Genomic DNA, 15,403 nt, shown 5'->3' with positions numbered 1-15,403 from the left:
CCAGTATTGCGCGGGGGTCAGTGACGTTCTCATTCAACCAGAGCCCTGGGCGTAGAGCCTTGGCTACACCACGACACCCAAGACCACTGTTCATCGGACAATTGATCATTTGGCGCGGCAAGACAGATCGCGTGCACCAGAGCCAAAGCCTGCAACCTTTGGGCTTCTGTCAAAGACAGCCATTCGATTACGTTGGGCTCTGGCTCGGGCGGTGCCGAGGGGGGGATGCCCAGCAAGGTCAGCAACGCGTCGTGTCGGCTGCGCCAGACGCCCATGCAAACATCAAAATCAATCCCCCATTGCTCCCCCACGCTGGACTTCCACTTCGGGTGCATCCAGCGCCACGTACAGCACCACCACCCGACCCACTGCTCATCGGTCATAGCTGCGCGGGCAAGCCGGTTGGCCTACGCCTGGCGCGCAAGCGTGCTAACAAGGCCTGGCGCCAGTCTGGACGCAGCATCAGGACTGCCCCCCCCGCCATGGACACCAGGCACAGCGGCAAGGCAATGACCATCACCCACCAGAAGCCGGCATCCTCGCTGTCAATCAGAAACGGTCCGAAAGGCACAAGATGCTCCGGGTCCTGAAACTCCACCGATGGCACGAATACAATCGAAAATTTCTTTGTGGCGCTGCTGTCCTGACTCATCCCTGGAATGCTGCTGGCAACCATCTGTTGAATACGCCCGCGGACACTGTCCGGATCCAGCGTCGACGCCGCATACTTGATGAATACCGAGGCGGAAGCCGGCTGAACCGGCTCCCCCGGTGCGATGCGCTCCGGCAAGACGACATGCACACGAGCCACGATGACCCCGTCAATCTGGGACAGCGTTGACTCCAATTCTTGCGACAGCGCATAGATGTAGCGAGCCCGCTCTTCCAGCGGTGTGGAGATGACCCCTTCCTTTTTAAATATCTCGCCAAGACTGGCCCGTGTCTGATTCGGTAGACCGGCAGCATCAAGCACCCTCACCGCACGGTTCACATCACTATTGGCGACGATTACGGTAACGCCGGCTTTCTCCATCTGCTTACGAGCCGTTATATGCTCCTGAGCCAACTTGGCGATTACTGAGTTGGAATGCTGCTCGGTCATGCCGCTGAACAATACGGTGTCGTCGCTGCATCCGGCGAGCGCCAGGAAAGCCAGAACCGTTAATAAGCCGGGGACTTTCACGAAGAACCTATTGCAGATTGGTCAGTTTATCGAGCACTTGTGCGCCTTTACTCACGACCTTGGTGGTGAGCGCCGTTTGTAATGAGTACTGGGAAAGGGTTCCACTCATTTTCAATATATCCATCGGATCCATTGAAACGGATGCGGACTTCATCGCGCGCTCAGCCTGATGCGACAGTTCGACTTGGCCAGTGAGACGATCCGAAATCGCGCTCATCAGGCCACTTGCTAGGCCAGCAGGCTCGTGGTTGTCGCGCAGGGCACTGTCAAACAGATCGACATCAGCTTGAGGGGGAGCGGAAACCATCTCCAGCTCATGGTCAGGTGCGGCGTTCCTGAATGAATTCACGTTGGAAATGGTCACCGGGTTTCTCCTGTAGAACGTAGACGATGGACTGGGAACTGGCTTTTCAGGACTACGCTACGCTGGCGCGCATCACGTCAACGACGTTCTGAGCAGCCTGAGAAGCCGTATGCTCGCCTTGACTCATCGCAATGCCAGACGGCGCACCGGAAGCGATTCCCAACCCCAACTGCAACCCTTGTTGAAAAGCCTCCATGCCTGCGGTGCTATTTAACATCTGGCGCAATTGGTCTATCTCACTCGTGCCACTCGATGGCGCGGGACTGCTGCCGAAACCACCTTGTCCGCCTCCCATCATCCTTTCATTATCCGGATAATCGGTTTTATTGGGCCCGCCCGCCATATGTTGAGAGACCTGCTCGAGTGCCTGCTTGAATTTAGCGGTTTCGCCACTAGTCAGATAATTGTCTTCGTCCAGTTCTTTACTCCATGACCCGGAATCGGGCGCTCCGAAGGTGGCCATGTTTTTATCCATATAGTCAGCCACTTGCTGAAGCAACGGTTTGTCAGCCTTGGAGAAAGTCGTGCCGTCGCCTTTGGGCTGCAGTGCGTTGTTCAGCGCGGACTGGCCCAACCCACTCGCCACCTCAGCCATGAGGTCCTTACTGTCCCTGCTTCCTGCATTGGCGATAAAGTTGCTACCCATCTTTTCTTTAACAACGTCCATCAGGGCATTTTTCAGGGTCTCTTGAGGGTTTGCAGCCAAGCTCATAAGACCCAGTCCACCATTTTGGGAAAGTTTGTCATTTACCATCTTTCCCAAGGGACTATTAAGATCCGCTTTCCCGCCGGACATCAGGGAGTTGGCTAACTCCGTAATGACACCTGACAAAGAAGGCGAGGCATTGGATGAACCGCTGTTTTTAGAAGAAGAAACACCAGAAGCACCTGTCCCGCCCATACCGGGGGCGACCAAACTGATAATAGGATTCAGCATTTTTTAGACTCTCACTGATATGAAGCCCTTACGCCGCTACAAACGGTCGGGCGGGGGCTCTTAATAGCTAATGCCTTTCATCGTCTGAGCAACGTTGGAAATAGATTTGTTCGCCGTATCGGCTTGAGCACCAGCGATAGAAGCCAAGGTATTCTGCATCAAGTTCTGCTCAGCTGCCTTGTTCTGCAGCGCAATCATTTGAGCCTGTTTCTTGTCCATACTTTCCATCGCCGCCATTTGTGCAGACGCGGCATCGCCTCCTCCAGACATATGCGTCGCCTGAGACTGCTGCGCGGCGTTCCCTTTAGTGTTATTCGCCTCTTGTTTGGCGCCCTGAAATGCATTGACGCCCGCATTTGCCGCACTACCGATGGTGCTGGTAATGCTGGAAAATGGATTAGTCGAGATTGGCATGATAAAGACTCCTCATACGCTAGCGAAATTGCTAGGTAATAATAGGTGGGAAGTTCTCTAAATCAGGTTCCAATTTTTTTTCAAGCGTTGAGGCCTTGCCAAATACGTCTAACGATTTGATGCGATGATAGAGTGTTCTACGAGGTATACCCAATTCCACACTCACCGCATCAATCGAGTGCCCGTGACGCTTGAGGGCCTCTTGAATAAGGATACGTTCGATAGCCCGCATTTGCGCCTTGAGCGTGCGCCCCTCGATCTCCGCGCTTGAGCCAAGGGTTAACGACGGCAGCCCCAGAACAAATCGCTTGGCCGCGGATTTCAACTCGCGGATATTCCCCGGCCACGGATGACCCAAGAGCGCTTGCATGAGTTCGGGCGATATAGCCCGAGGCGCACACCCCAGGTCTTGCGCAGCCGCGGTCACGAACTGGGAAAACAGCGGAACGATGTCTTCGCGACGGTCACGTAGCGCTGGCAACTGGATCGTCAGCACGTTGAGTCGAAAATACAGATCGCGCCTGAACTCGCCCCGATCCACCAACTCGGCCAAGGGCCGCTGAGCTGATGCAATCACACAGATATCCAGCGGAATGACCGTGGTAGAGCCCAAGCGCTCAATCGCTCGCACCTCAAGGACACGCAGCAACTTGGCCTGCAAACTGAGCGGCATGCTATCGATTTCATCGAGGTATAAAGTCCCGCCCTGCGCAGCCTCGATGTAGCCCTTTCGCGAGCGATTAGCCCCGGTGAACGCACCGTTGACCACACCAAACAATTCACTTTCGGCCAGTGACTCCGGGATTGCCGCACAGTTCATCGCGACAAAGGCCCCCTTGCGCCCAGACATTGAATGGATACGCTGAGCCAGAGTGTCCTTGCCGGTCCCCGTCTCCCCGGAAAGCAACAGATCGACACCAAGCAGTGAAGTACTTTGGGCGATGACCTTGATATCAGGCGCTTCGGTTATGTTGTCAGGTCCGCAGTAAAAGTAATCGCACACACCCATATAAACCCCGTGATCGGCACTACTTCATACGGCCCCGTTGCAAGCACGAGGCGAAGCATGGCCATAAGCTGCGCGATCATTACTTATGATCGCAGGTCGGACAGACCCGTTACACCAAGCCTGACGGCTGCACGCGCACTGCGCCTACAGTCTATTTATTGATCCAATGCCACGGCAGATCCAAAAGTGCGTGTGTGACGCGCGCTGCGACCAGTTATTCCATCGAGTGCAGATGATATTTTTTGAAACAATTTGAATGGCTACTTGGCACTATCGTACTGACCAGTATTCTCTGGTCACTGTCGGTGCTTCTTCTTGAAAGCCACTCAACCACTGGTGCTTTAGGGCGGCAGAGAATACCGCTCACCTAAAGTCTGTCAATCGCCGACGGTCATTTTAATGGTATTACTTCACAGTTCGGATACAACGCGGTTTGACCGGAGCCCTCGAGAAAGTTCGATAAACATTTTACGCTTGGCGTTATTTTTAAAAAAAACATGGAACCTGCTCGGCGGCATGCACCACTCAGTACTTGAGACAATTCAACACAAATAAAAAAGAACAACTGTTTCACCTTCAAACAGCTCAGAGAATAAAAAATGAGTAAAGAGCGCTACCACCGTTTGGTTACTGATATCTGTCAGCTTTGTCAAATTCCTGTGACTGCGGTTGACTTCGATCTGGTTCAGCTAAACGTGAAAGGCATTGCCTTCAGTTTTGCCAACTTAGCCGATACCGTCATGATTCACGCAGACTTCGGTCCGTTACCGGATCGACGCAGAGATGCCATCCTACTTCAGCTTATGAATGTCAATTTTCATTTATTCAACGGAGACCGTTCCTGTTGCTTTTCACACAACGACGACACGGGCCAAGTGCAGTTCAGTTGCACAGTCGAGCTGACCCAGATCGGCGCCCCCCAGTTTGTGCAGTTGCTGGGGCATATCGCTGAATATGCGCAATCATGGCAGCACTGCTACTTTCTCGATGAAGGCGCAAAACGCGATTCCTCGGCGCGCACGAATCTGGGGGGATTATGATAGGTCTGACGCTACCCGCAGGAAATTTTCCCTTCACCCCAACACAGTCCACACTTGGGGTAAATATCCCTTTGACGCCCACTCGTGCTCGTGCGCCCGTCAACAACCCAGCCCCCCAAGCTCATCAGCCGCCACAACCTGGACAGCCCTCCCCCGCGCTAGCCAGGGAGGCCGCGGTGTTGGCACCCCGACTGGGGCAGTCCGGCTTTGACGTCGCGATAGCCAAACAGCGCATGGTTCTGGAAGGTAAGTATTTACACGAGCACCCTGGTACTCCTTACGCCGATATAAGTGACAAGCTATTTGCAAGAACCAATGGAAAAGCGCCCGAATCCATGACTGGACGCTTGCTGATCGACGCCAAGGAGGCGCAACAGACGCTGATCCGCGAGCTGGAACAACTGACGGAGGATCCACAACAACCACCGGACCTGGAGGCTTACCGCAAAGCGCTGACAGAGGCTGTACGCGCGCAAACTGATTTACTTGGCGCACACGTCGCACTCTACGACCAGGTATTGACCGACCCACAGCTATCGGCCGCCGACCGACAACACATAGAACGTAGCGAAAACGCCTTCTCGCTTCATGCCCAACAGACTGTGAACTCGATCCCAGGCGCTTTAAAAACGGCCTTGACCAAAGCGGACGCAACGGTCAGTGCGCTGAAGCAATTGAAACAACCGTCAGAGGACTGGGAAAACATCAGCCAGATGCTCGGTGAATTGGTCGAGCACACATCAGTCGATGGCGAGTTCAAGGATGCACTGGATAACGCCAAGCTTCCGGCCAGGCTTCAGCAGCTCCATCAACACAACGAAGGCTGGGGAGCGACTGCCAAGGCGGTCGTCGCAGGCGCCGTGCCACAAATGCTCGCGTCGGGCCTGGCGTTCGGCTTCGCGCGGGCGGTCGTGGAGTCAGCGGTTCCCAACCTCAAGGCCCAGGCATTCGCCACCGCACCCGTGATGGCGGCGGCACATGAGGTGGGGGTCAACCTGCTCAAACCCATGAGTCAAGAGATGATGGGGGGATGGTCGCTTAAACCCGTGAGCGCGTCAGAGGTGATTCCAAACCCTAACCCACGGGTTATTGTCGATGGCGAGCTCAAGCCCCTGCCCGCAGAACAGAAAGATGCCGCCATGCAGGAGGTTGAACAACTGCGCAGCCGCCATCTCAACGCCCAGCAAGCCAACAAGAATGGAACCGGCGTTGGCGAGGCTGAAGCCTTCGGCGCGTTTGGCCTGGCACAAGGTATCCGCAAAGGCATAGGACTAGCCAAGCCGCATATTCCAGTCGATCAATTTGGGCCGCGCACGCTGGCCTCCATGGCGGGCGGCCTGTTCATGGGAGGTGTGCAATCGGGCGCGCAGCTACGCAGTAGCGTTTCTGATCGGCGCGGGCGCGAGCTGCCGACCCACACCTTCAAGGACGTCGACAAACCGTTGGCGAATCGCTTGGCGAAAGCGGCTTCGGACGCGGTGCTGGCCAGCGACCCGAGCAATCCCGGGGTCCGTCAAAGCCTGTTCAGTAAAACCTACGGTTCACTCGTCGGGTTGGGCAGTGCAATGGCGGTCAGCTCAGCCGCGCGAGCCTTTGGCTCAGACACGGCGAAACAGCGATTCGGCCAGGTACTCCTGGCTGCGTTGGGCTCGCCGGCCCTACTTATTCCGGCGTATGCAAGCTTTCAGGCGGGCGCGGAAACCGACGCCCATCAGGCGGCTCTTGAAAAGGAGCGAAAAACGCAAGAGTTGCCCGGGCCAGGCGCCCCCGCTCAAGTACCGGCGTCCAACTTCCCACGCACACAAACGGCAATGCAGAACATCCGGTCGCCCGACCGGGCCGATTTACCGCACGGGTCCATGCCGGGAACATGGGGCAGAGCTGCAGAAAATACCTACCATCGTATCCGAGGGGGGTTGCAAGTCGCGTCCCAGGTTCCGACGGAACTCACCGAACTTGCCATCAAGAAAGTTGCCGCACACTTGGACGAGGGCTCTGATGACGTGGCGGACCCACAACCACCCGGAGCTTTCCCGAAAAAGTGACGCGGCTCCATCGCCTCCGGATAACTGGACACTTCAGCCGGCAGACACATCACCCCCGTGCTGTCGGTTGAGTCTTATCGACATGTCCTACGCTAGAGCACGCATCGCTCTTGCAGCAGGCACCGGGCCAGGGTCCGAGCGGCCGACAGAATCCGCTCGACCTGTTGGTCCATTTCCACATTGGACAACCCATCGATGCTCAGCTCGAGGACCCGCAGCTTGTGACCACAGACCGACCCCAGCCAGGCGAGGCTTGGGATCGCTTCGACTTCGACATCCAACAAAAAGCAATTTGGACACACAGGGCTTAGCAACTGCTTCGCCTGGCCGCGAGAAGGCGTCCCCGATTGCGTCGGCTTCGCCCCTGACTGCAGCCAGTCGCGCATCAATTCCGCTGGACGATGGACTGCCAGATACGCAACCTGATCCCAATCGTCCAAGGCAACGTGCACCTGATCAATGATGTATTTGGGTAACGACGCACTGATGACAATAACCACCCCGACATCCGCCGAAGGCTCCTTGATCCAAGCTGCTGCTTGTGACATCACATCCATCGCACCCACTCCCATTAATCTGCACCTATTGCACTACCTGATCCCAGAGAGCAAACCTGTCGCCAGACGCCCCCCCTCGATCTTTCGTGCGCCAATACTCTGTCAACCGTTACGGAACAGGCTTGCCGCCGCCATTGCCACGTTCATGTTCCCAGCCTGGCCGGATGCCGATATTAAAACCTGTTCAGATCAACCCAAGGCTCAGTGCTTTAAGCGTGGCCGCTGCGCGTGTGGTGCATTGAAGCTTGCGGAACATGTTTTCAACGTGAGTGCGCACCGTACTCGGGCTGATTCCAAGCTGACGCGCTATTTCCTTGTTGCTGCCGCCCTCACTGATGCAGCGCAATATTTGTGCTTCACGCTCGGAGAGCGGGTTGCTATTTGCTCTGGGTTGGGCGATGGCGCGATTGCCCTCGGCGCTCAAGTCAGGTTGCCGCGGTTGCTGGCTGCGCAATGCCTCCAAAGTCAATGTTGCAACTCGCAGTCGATAGCGAATCAGCCCTGAATCGCCTTCGAAGCCGCGGATATAGTCGCGGCCATCGAGCTGTTCATAAGACTGGACTAATCCCCGAGCTGCCAACGAACGTCCATCGGGCCGACCGCAGGCACCGACGGTCCAATGAGGCACCCTGGCTTTCTTTGCAAAAACGCCGTCTGAAAGCACCCCGGGAATGAGCCAGACATGATGAGCCGCCATGGCTTGGCTCTCGGCATCGCTTGACAGGCAACTAAAACCGTTCAGGTCCATCATGCTCAGCTCCCGGTTATTTATTATTCACGCTTTGTCGACAGGTTCGCCGCTTCATCTTAAGTATATTTATCAGAAAGCGCGTTGCATCTTTTCAATCAAATTCGAAATAATATTTCTCCATCAGCCATACAAACTATTTTTATTTCAAATAGATTAATCCAAACGCAATAAAAGTAACGACGCGCTTATTAAGGCACTTTTCCGACCATGCGCAAGTCAGCCACGTGCCACACCATCGCGTCCCGCTGACGTCGCAAAAGGCATCATCCAGGCCGTTAAGAAGGGCTAATAATTTCGGGCCTCTTCTGCACCCGGATCGAGGGAAGTGCTGCATCTGGATGGATTGCCACCGGTTTCAGGACTGGGTGGCCGGAAGCTCTAACGCAACGCACTTCCCTCACAACGCTCGTCACCCCTGACGAGATTGAGCTCCACCTCCTGCTACCGAGCCGACGGCAAACATCCGTTGGAACCTTTTGCCCGCCTGCCGTCACTCATTGCCCAACAAACAAAACGGCAATCGATTGACCCGTCATCGTGCCTGGCTTCATCCATCAATACCCTAGCGAGATTCACCGCATGTTCTCCCCTGCAATGATTTTGCCCCTCGATCGACGCTTGAATCTGGCAAGCGATACCACACCGGCCAAGGAACCTCGCTCATGCCTATGAATCCCGAGCTGAAAAAGCATCATTTCGATTTTATCGTCTGTGGCGCGGGAACCGCCGGCTCCGTCGTGGCCGGACGACTGGCCGAGAATCCCGAGGTGCAGGTATTGCTCATCGAGGCAGGAGGCAGCGATGACCACCCCCATGTGCTGGAGCCGGGGAACTGGCCGCTGAACCTGGGCACCGAGCGCGACTGGAACTTCGTGGGCGCCGCGAACCCTCATCTCAACGACCGGAAAATCCCATTGAATATGGGCCGCGGCTTGGGTGGCGGATCCAGCGTCAATGTCATGTTGTGGGCCCGCGGCCACAAAAACGATTGGGAAGATTTCGCCGCACTCAGTGGCGACCCGGCGTGGAGCTACGCGTCGGTCCTGAAAATTTATCAACACGTGGAAGACTATCGGGGCACCTGCGATCCGGTGCGTCGCGGCAAGGGCGGACCGGTTCATGTCGCGCCTGTGCGAGACGCCCAGCCGATTGCCAACGCCATGATCAGTGCCGCTGCCGGCATGGGTATACCGGCTTTCGAGAACCCGAACGGCGCCATGATGGAAGGCCGCGGAGGTGCGGCCTTGAACGATCTCATCGTCAAGGATGGGCGGCGCAACTCCATCTACCGCGCCTACGTCGCTCCACGCTGTGGCCAGCCCAACCTCACCGTTCTGACCGATACGCTTGTCAGCCGCGTGCTGTTCAGGGACCAACGCGCCATCGGCGTGCAAACCATAAACAATGGGCAGGCCGAGTGTTTTTACGCCGATCACGAAGTGATTCTTTCACTGGGGGCGATCAACACGCCCAAGGTCTTGATGCAGTCAGGTGTGGGGCCGGAGGAGGAACTGCAGCGCCATGGTATTCCCCTCGTCCAGCATCTCCCCGGCGTTGGCGCCAATCATCAGGACCACGTGTCCTTTGCCGTTATTTTCGAGTACGCGACGCCTCAACCAGTGGGTTATGGCGGCTCGGAGGCGACGCTCTACTGGAGCAGCGAAAGCGCTTTGCATCTCCCCGACATGTTCCACTGCCAAGTTGAATTTCCTGTGCCCAGCACAGAGACCGCCTCACTCGGCGTCCCCGCACATGGCTGGACAATGTTCGCAGGCCTTGCCCACCCGGAAAGTCGCGGCCGGGTCAAGCTCAGCGGCCCGAATGTGACCGATGCCCCGATCATTCAACCCAACACGCTGTCGCATCCCACCGATCGGCGCAACGCACTGGAAAACATCCGTTTTGTCCAGGAACTGGGCGCGCAGGCGCCCTTCAAGGGCTTGATCAAACATGAAAGCCTGCCTGGAAAACTCAACACCCAATCGCTCGAACATTACGCTCGCAACGCTGCCGTTACTTACTGGCACCAATGCGGTACGGCAAAAATGGGGCAGGACGCGATGTCCGTGGTCGATAGTCAACTGCGCGTCTACGGAGTCCAGGGCCTGCGCATTGCCGATGCCTCCATCATGCCCCATATCACGAGCGGCAATACCATGGCCCCGTGCGTTGTGATCGGCGAGCGGGCCGTGGAGGCTATACGGTCCACTTACGAGTTTTGAGCGTCAGCAGGCGCCGGTGACTCTGCTCGAGCCAGCCACTCGCGAGGGCTGCTTCGAGCCGAATCCCGCGGGAGAACCGGGCCTCGCTTGAATTAAACACGGGTGCGTCAACCCATCCAATGAGTTTCACCACGGTCCTGATCATGATTTCAGATATACATAAAAAAACCAGCGCCGCGCACTGGACAGGCAGAGTCCTGGGCGCTCTGGTGGTGTTGGCATTACTTGCCGACGCCGGTGTGAATCTTTTCGCGCCCCAAGTCCTCGCAAAAAACATGGAGCTGACCGGGTTCCCTGATTACCTCTCCCCTGTCATTGGCAGCATCATCCTGGTTTGCACGGTGCTCTACGTGATTCCGAGAACCGCCGTGTTGGGCGCGATACTGGTGACAGGGTTCCTGGGTGGTGCCATTTGCACCCATTTGCGCCTGGGGGAATTCGGCTCTGCTTCGCAGCTCATCAGCGCGCTATTGGGCATTGCGGCCTGGGCTTCGCTTTACCTGCGCAGCAATGCCGTCCGTTGCCTGCTGCCGTTGGCTGAAAGCAAAGGGCGGAAATCACGTTTCTGAGGGCCAGAGATTTATGGACACACGCGTGCGATTGCATTGACCTGCCGATCAAACAGCCGCACAGGTCCAGTCATGAGCTCCTTTGGTTGGCCGCATCCAGCCAATTTTTAACGCGCTCTTTCGGGGCGCGTTTTTTTTCGGTGCCATCGGCCAAGCGCCTGGCAAAGGAAGCAGGTACCGATTATGAAGGCGGCAAGCAGGTGAGCATGGATGCGTTAGGCGGTATTCCACTCGGTCGCCCCTAACCTTCAGGAGCAAATTCCCGAGGTTTGCGGAACCCACATGCCTGAAATCGCCACCTATTCGAGAACTAAAGTTCTGGAAAGCAGATGGAATGACTATCTTAGGCCCGGTTCAATTGAACCCAACGTTCAGCTTTACCCCAGCAACAGCGCCTAAGGCTGGGCATGCCACGTCAGTTTCCGCCCGCCCGTTGAATGAGGTTGTTCGCGACGATATCGATAAAGTCAGCCAGCAAACAGGCATCTGTGGGAAGCACTTGCAGCAGCTCCATGACATCGCTCGGAAGCATCGATGCATTATCGCTTTCCGCCCTGTTGATCCACACAACGCACAGCTGATAGAGATGGGCTATCCAACCAAGGGGCTGAATATAAAAGGGAAGAGTTCCATGATCGGCCCGCTGTTCGGTTTTATTCCGGCAAATCAGCAGCTCAGTGGAAAAGGCGGCACGACATCGGCCGAGACGGAAAAAGCGAATCTGCAGATCGAACAGTGCGTGGCGAACGGCCATGCGGTTAAGGTGCCTTTGGAACTGCCAGCAGCACGTATGGATTACCTGAAACAACATAATTTGATAAGACCGCTTGTTCCACCTGCGTTCGCAAGCACCAAGGAGGATGGTTCCGCGTTTAACTTCACTGCTGAGAAAACAGCAAACGGCACCTATCGAATAGTCACGGACGGTCAGGCTGTTGAAGTGCTAGCACCGAAGGTTCAACCTCACGACAGGCCTGCTCTTCCCTTCACCGCTGACTACGACTTGCTGTTTTTGATGCCGCAATGGGATGACGTCCCACAACAGAGTCAACGACGAGGCTCGGTAAAACCAGCCGCGCTAAACGAGCAACCCGCTGATCTTGGCATTGCCCATATTCGATCGAAATATGAAAATGTCACCGCCAAAGATAAGGCGGGTGCCGCCCCGACTGTTGATTATGTCACCCGCCTCGAGGAACGAGTCATCGGCGACATCAACCACTCATTACGCGGCGAGTTGAAAACACACCTGAATGTTGATGATCCATCAGACTGGAACCTGGTTCATCATGGCTCGGACGAAGGCAATCCAAGTACAGACATGCACAGGAACCTTCCAGCTACCGTCATTGCCCCGCAAGCATTGGGCGAATTTGGCGCCATTGCAGTCATACCTGACAAAGTCACGTTAAACGATTTCCTGGAGGAGGCGCGTGACGCTCACGCAAGCGGTCATACAGGCTATGTGCTGGTTGGAAACAGACGTTGGTTTGATGACGAATTAAAGACTAACGTCGCCAACCGCAGTCAAGAAATCATGCGCAAGCTCAATAGTCAGTCGTCTACCCCTTCACCCCCTGACACTCGTCGCGGGAGTATAGCGTCCGGCCAAGGCAGCCGGCGTGGCAGTCATATTTCCCAGTCTGATCTGGATTTATTGAAAGTGCTTGCCGAGCACCGGCGAATTCAGTCCGGTGTATTGACCGAGTAAATCCTCGCCGACTTATACGGAGCAAATTCATTGGGCTGACGTGGGAACCGGCATAACACTATTGACCACTCATCTGATCGAACCAATTTGCACAAGCGCATGAGGAGAGAATCAAATGATACCGGGTGCAAGTAACTCTTACGTGTTCCGTGGTCACTTGCGGCATGGGCAAGCCATCGAGTCTGCCAAGACTTCGGCTCAATCCGAGCACGTCGCTAAACTTTCACCCGCACATTTGAGTAAAAAGACCCTTGATGCTTTTAAAGAGACCTCCCCCGACAAGATACAGTCGGCCATTACCCATATGGCTGCCGACGCCATTGCCGATGGGACGCTGAATCTCTACTCGACTGAGCACAACGAGGCAACATTCAAGCTATTGCTAAGTCAAGGAAATACCAGCCCGGGCGAATTGCTCGTGCATGCAAGAAAGAATAAGCAACAGCGCTACGACATTTTTGAACTCAAACATAAATCCTATGCATCGGGCCCCACCGAAACCGTCGTGCTCATGGAGCGGTCGCATGAAGCCGTCCGTTCGGCTACCCCTCAACAAGAGGCGATGGAAAAATCGAAAAAAATAAACTCCTTGCTGTCGAAGCTGGGCGGCGGTTTTCACAAACAAAATCTTCCCAGGCTGAGCGAGTATGCTCGAGAGCAGATTCAGAAAAGAGATGCTCAATTCGTCGGCGAGAAGGTGGATAAAGAAGACGTTCGTAAGCGCTATCAAAAGCTTGAACAGGAAAGCCGGCAACTGCCTCCTGCACAAAGAAAAACAGAAGAAGAAATGTGGAAAAGCGCAATAACCGGGGCGGCACTTTTAAAGCGCTCTGGCCTCTCTGCCCGCCATCGCATGTCACTTCGTGAGGGGAGAGCTCCTCTGGAAGCGAAAGCAAGGGCAGCATTGAGTGTCCTCCACGTCCCTATCGGTATGGCACGCAAAGCCTTTGCATCCAAGCAAGTAAACGTCGATAAGAAGGCACAAGAAGAAAAACGCAGACTTGACTCATTACCTAGTGAAAGAAACAAAGGGATCATCGCGTCGCGTCCGAAGCGAGATAGCTTGGAGTCGCTGGCTCTTAGTGATGTATCACTGGGGCCAGACACCAGGCTATCCACAAGACCGAGTCGCGTCGAGTCCGATGCCCCGGATCATTTGACGATCAAGGCCGGCGCCGAGGCTTATCAAGCACTCCCCCCAGAGAAGCGTGCGGCGCTAGATGCGATTCTAGTGCTTATCGAAAACCATGGAGAAGCCGCATTGCCAGACCTTTCTAAAGAAGCACGACATTCCCTCAACGAATTTCGCGAGCTGTCCTCCCGACTTTCCTTCGTGGCCGCCGACGATGGTGAGCCAGTAACCTTGTAACCACCCATAGTCCTGCGCAATGGCTCTACAGCGCCGTCGTGAGCAACAGGCACCCGCCAACCGAGTCACTTCATCAGCGGATAAAACAGTGCCTGTCGAGCAAGCGCCCTTGAATAAACCCGTACTGCCTGTCACATATGAGCAAATGGATCGCTGGGTCGCCTCGATACAACCGACGCTTCTCGAAGAAGCCTTCAGCAGCATCATTGGCATCTTGCGAGGCGGCGCCCCCTTGGCGTTGATGGTCTCGCATGCCACGGGCGTAGAACCGGCCTTTTTGCGTTATTACCGGGCGGATCGAAGCGTGATCTGGGACTCATCGGTCCCGCTCCCTCCACCCGGCAGCAAGGTGCTGCTCTGCGAGGACATCGCCGGCACCGGGCATACCCTGAAGGACTGCGTGGCGTTTTTGCAGCAGCGGGGTTTGAAGGTCAGGATCTTCACTGTCGGCTTCGACGATCTAAGCGGCATTCGCCCCGATTACGGGCTGGACGGGCGAGGATATTTCTTGCAGTTCCCTTGGGAGCGCCAAGCCGTTACCCGCGCTTATCGCGATCGCTGGAACGACACCGGTGGCGGGCGTACCGGCAGGATGGCCCATGACCATGATTACGACGTGTACGCCATCGACCTCGACGGAATACTGCTTCCGGATATCCCGCTCCAACGCTATGCGGCTGACTTGAGCGCGGCGCTTGACGAGCGCGACCGCCTCGAGCCCTTCAAGCAGCTGCCGCCCCTGGGGCGGGTGAAGGCGATTATCACCGGGCGCCCGGAGATGGATCGCGTTCGTACTCAAGCCTGGCTAAGCCAGCACGGCCATGGCGGGACACCGCTGGTCATGAGAGATACCCGCTCGTGCAACGACAACCCGGAACAGGTTGCCCTCTACAAAGCCCGGGCATGCGTACAGTTGGGGTGCACGCACTTCGTTGAAAGCGACCCGACACAAGCGATCCTGATCGCGCAGCAAGCACCTTTGCTGCGGGTAATCTGGTGGGATGCCGGGTGCGGCCGGGGAAGATTGATCGGCGCGGCAGATTGGAAACACGGTGCGCCTGGGGCGCCATCCTGAACGCGAAAATGGCGAACACGCCGCGGGTTATCACCGCGGACCAACAAGACACCCGCCATGGCGTGACCGATCCGCTGCTTCACGGCGATCCGGTCAACCTGTCCCGGGCATATCCCCTTCGTTTGCTGCGCGACAGCGCAGCGCCGAAGAGGCGGCG

At 56.1% G+C, this 15,403-nt stretch carries 14 protein-coding genes and 1 pseudogene; 8 read left to right on the top strand and 7 right to left on the bottom strand.

Annotation, left to right across the window (positions count from 1 at the left end):
• Positions 1–379: 379 nt before the first annotated feature.
• Genes sctJ through AB7M32_RS17285 form a run of 5 tightly spaced genes read right to left on the bottom strand, consistent with a single transcriptional unit; the run spans position 380 to position 3,907 of the window.
• Positions 380–1,183 carry a type III secretion system inner membrane ring lipoprotein SctJ gene (sctJ, locus tag AB7M32_RS17305; protein WP_454250698.1) on the bottom strand — a complete coding sequence of 268 codons (804 nt, stop codon included), beginning with the start codon at positions 1,181–1,183 and terminating at the stop codon, positions 380–382.
• A gap of 7 nt (positions 1,184–1,190) precedes the next feature.
• A complete protein-coding gene (gene sctI, locus AB7M32_RS17300; RefSeq protein WP_265028345.1) occupies positions 1,191–1,547 on the bottom strand; it encodes a type III secretion system inner rod subunit SctI in 357 nt (118 codons plus the stop codon).
• 52 nt (positions 1,548–1,599) lie between these two features.
• Positions 1,600–2,484, bottom strand: coding sequence for a hypothetical protein (locus tag AB7M32_RS17295; protein ID WP_454250697.1), 885 nt, complete (start codon positions 2,482–2,484; stop codon positions 1,600–1,602).
• 60 nt (positions 2,485–2,544) lie between these two features.
• Positions 2,545–2,898, bottom strand: a complete 354-nt coding sequence (locus AB7M32_RS17290) for a hypothetical protein (protein WP_454250696.1) — start codon at positions 2,896–2,898, stop codon at positions 2,545–2,547.
• Between the two features lie 31 nt (positions 2,899–2,929).
• On the bottom strand, positions 2,930–3,907 hold the full coding sequence (locus tag AB7M32_RS17285; RefSeq protein ID WP_123417490.1) for a sigma 54-interacting transcriptional regulator: 978 nt from the start codon (positions 3,905–3,907) through the stop codon (positions 2,930–2,932).
• Positions 3,908–4,506: 599 nt separating this feature from the next.
• Between AB7M32_RS17285 and AB7M32_RS17280 the strand changes: the two genes are divergently transcribed.
• Entirely contained in the window at positions 4,507–4,947 is a 441-nt protein-coding gene (locus tag AB7M32_RS17280; RefSeq protein ID WP_454250695.1) for a CesT family type III secretion system chaperone, read from the top strand.
• Positions 4,948–5,123: 176 nt separating this feature from the next.
• Positions 5,124–6,992 carry a hypothetical protein gene (locus tag AB7M32_RS17275; RefSeq protein ID WP_454250694.1) on the top strand — a complete coding sequence of 623 codons (1,869 nt, stop codon included), beginning with the start codon at positions 5,124–5,126 and terminating at the stop codon, positions 6,990–6,992.
• A 92-nt stretch (positions 6,993–7,084) separates the two neighbouring features.
• On the opposite strand, the gene AB7M32_RS17270 is transcribed toward AB7M32_RS17275, so the two are convergent.
• Together AB7M32_RS17270 and AB7M32_RS17265 are read right to left on the bottom strand one after the other, a co-directional pair.
• A complete protein-coding gene (locus tag AB7M32_RS17270; RefSeq protein WP_454250693.1) occupies positions 7,085–7,549 on the bottom strand; it encodes a transketolase in 465 nt (154 codons plus the stop codon).
• 184 nt (positions 7,550–7,733) lie between these two features.
• Positions 7,734–8,300 (bottom strand): response regulator transcription factor, encoded by a 567-nt coding sequence (locus AB7M32_RS17265; RefSeq protein ID WP_454250692.1) that lies wholly within the window; start codon positions 8,298–8,300, stop codon positions 7,734–7,736.
• 662 nt (positions 8,301–8,962) lie between these two features.
• Between AB7M32_RS17265 and AB7M32_RS17260 the strand changes: the two genes are divergently transcribed.
• From AB7M32_RS17260 to AB7M32_RS17235, 6 genes and pseudogenes are all read left to right on the top strand, one after another.
• Positions 8,963–10,522 carry a GMC family oxidoreductase gene (locus AB7M32_RS17260; protein WP_454250691.1) on the top strand — a complete coding sequence of 520 codons (1,560 nt, stop codon included), beginning with the start codon at positions 8,963–8,965 and terminating at the stop codon, positions 10,520–10,522.
• 119 nt (positions 10,523–10,641) lie between these two features.
• Entirely contained in the window at positions 10,642–11,091 is a 450-nt protein-coding gene (locus AB7M32_RS17255; protein ID WP_454250690.1) for a DoxX family protein, read from the top strand.
• Positions 11,092–11,228: 137 nt separating this feature from the next.
• Positions 11,229–11,333 (top strand): annotated as a pseudogene (locus AB7M32_RS17250) (short-chain dehydrogenase); the annotation flags it as partial.
• A gap of 92 nt (positions 11,334–11,425) precedes the next feature.
• Positions 11,426–12,802: an anthrax toxin-like adenylyl cyclase domain-containing protein gene (locus tag AB7M32_RS17245; RefSeq protein ID WP_454250689.1), complete on the top strand. Its 1,377-nt coding sequence runs from the start codon at positions 11,426–11,428 to the stop codon at positions 12,800–12,802.
• 115 nt (positions 12,803–12,917) lie between these two features.
• On the top strand, positions 12,918–14,171 hold the full coding sequence (locus AB7M32_RS17240; protein WP_454250688.1) for a hypothetical protein: 1,254 nt from the start codon (positions 12,918–12,920) through the stop codon (positions 14,169–14,171).
• Between the two features lie 145 nt (positions 14,172–14,316).
• Positions 14,317–15,246 carry a phosphoribosyltransferase family protein gene (locus AB7M32_RS17235; RefSeq protein WP_454250687.1) on the top strand — a complete coding sequence of 310 codons (930 nt, stop codon included), beginning with the start codon at positions 14,317–14,319 and terminating at the stop codon, positions 15,244–15,246.
• Positions 15,247–15,403 lie beyond the last annotated feature (157 nt).

The sequence above is a fragment of the Pseudomonas sp. R151218B TE3479 genome (assembly GCF_053629195.1).
This window is presented reverse-complemented; position numbering and strand designations above follow the sequence as displayed.

Coding starts and splice junctions, on each gene's coding strand:
- AB7M32_RS17295 (WP_454250697.1), bottom strand. CDS start 2,484: ATGCTGAATCCTATTATCAGTTTGGTCGCCCCCGGTATGGGCGGGACA.
- AB7M32_RS17290 (WP_454250696.1), bottom strand. CDS start 2,898: ATGCCAATCTCGACTAATCCATTTTCCAGCATTACCAGCACCATCGGT.
- AB7M32_RS17285 (WP_123417490.1), bottom strand. CDS start 3,907: ATGGGTGTGTGCGATTACTTTTACTGCGGACCTGACAACATAACCGAA.
- AB7M32_RS17280 (WP_454250695.1), top strand. CDS start 4,507: ATGAGTAAAGAGCGCTACCACCGTTTGGTTACTGATATCTGTCAGCTT.
- AB7M32_RS17270 (WP_454250693.1), bottom strand. CDS start 7,549: ATGGATGTGATGTCACAAGCAGCAGCTTGGATCAAGGAGCCTTCGGCG.
- AB7M32_RS17265 (WP_454250692.1), bottom strand. CDS start 8,300: ATGATGGACCTGAACGGTTTTAGTTGCCTGTCAAGCGATGCCGAGAGC.
- AB7M32_RS17260 (WP_454250691.1), top strand. CDS start 8,963: ATGCCTATGAATCCCGAGCTGAAAAAGCATCATTTCGATTTTATCGTC.
- AB7M32_RS17255 (WP_454250690.1), top strand. CDS start 10,642: ATGAGTTTCACCACGGTCCTGATCATGATTTCAGATATACATAAAAAA.
- AB7M32_RS17245 (WP_454250689.1), top strand. CDS start 11,426: ATGACTATCTTAGGCCCGGTTCAATTGAACCCAACGTTCAGCTTTACC.
- AB7M32_RS17240 (WP_454250688.1), top strand. CDS start 12,918: ATGATACCGGGTGCAAGTAACTCTTACGTGTTCCGTGGTCACTTGCGG.
- AB7M32_RS17235 (WP_454250687.1), top strand. CDS start 14,317: ATGGATCGCTGGGTCGCCTCGATACAACCGACGCTTCTCGAAGAAGCC.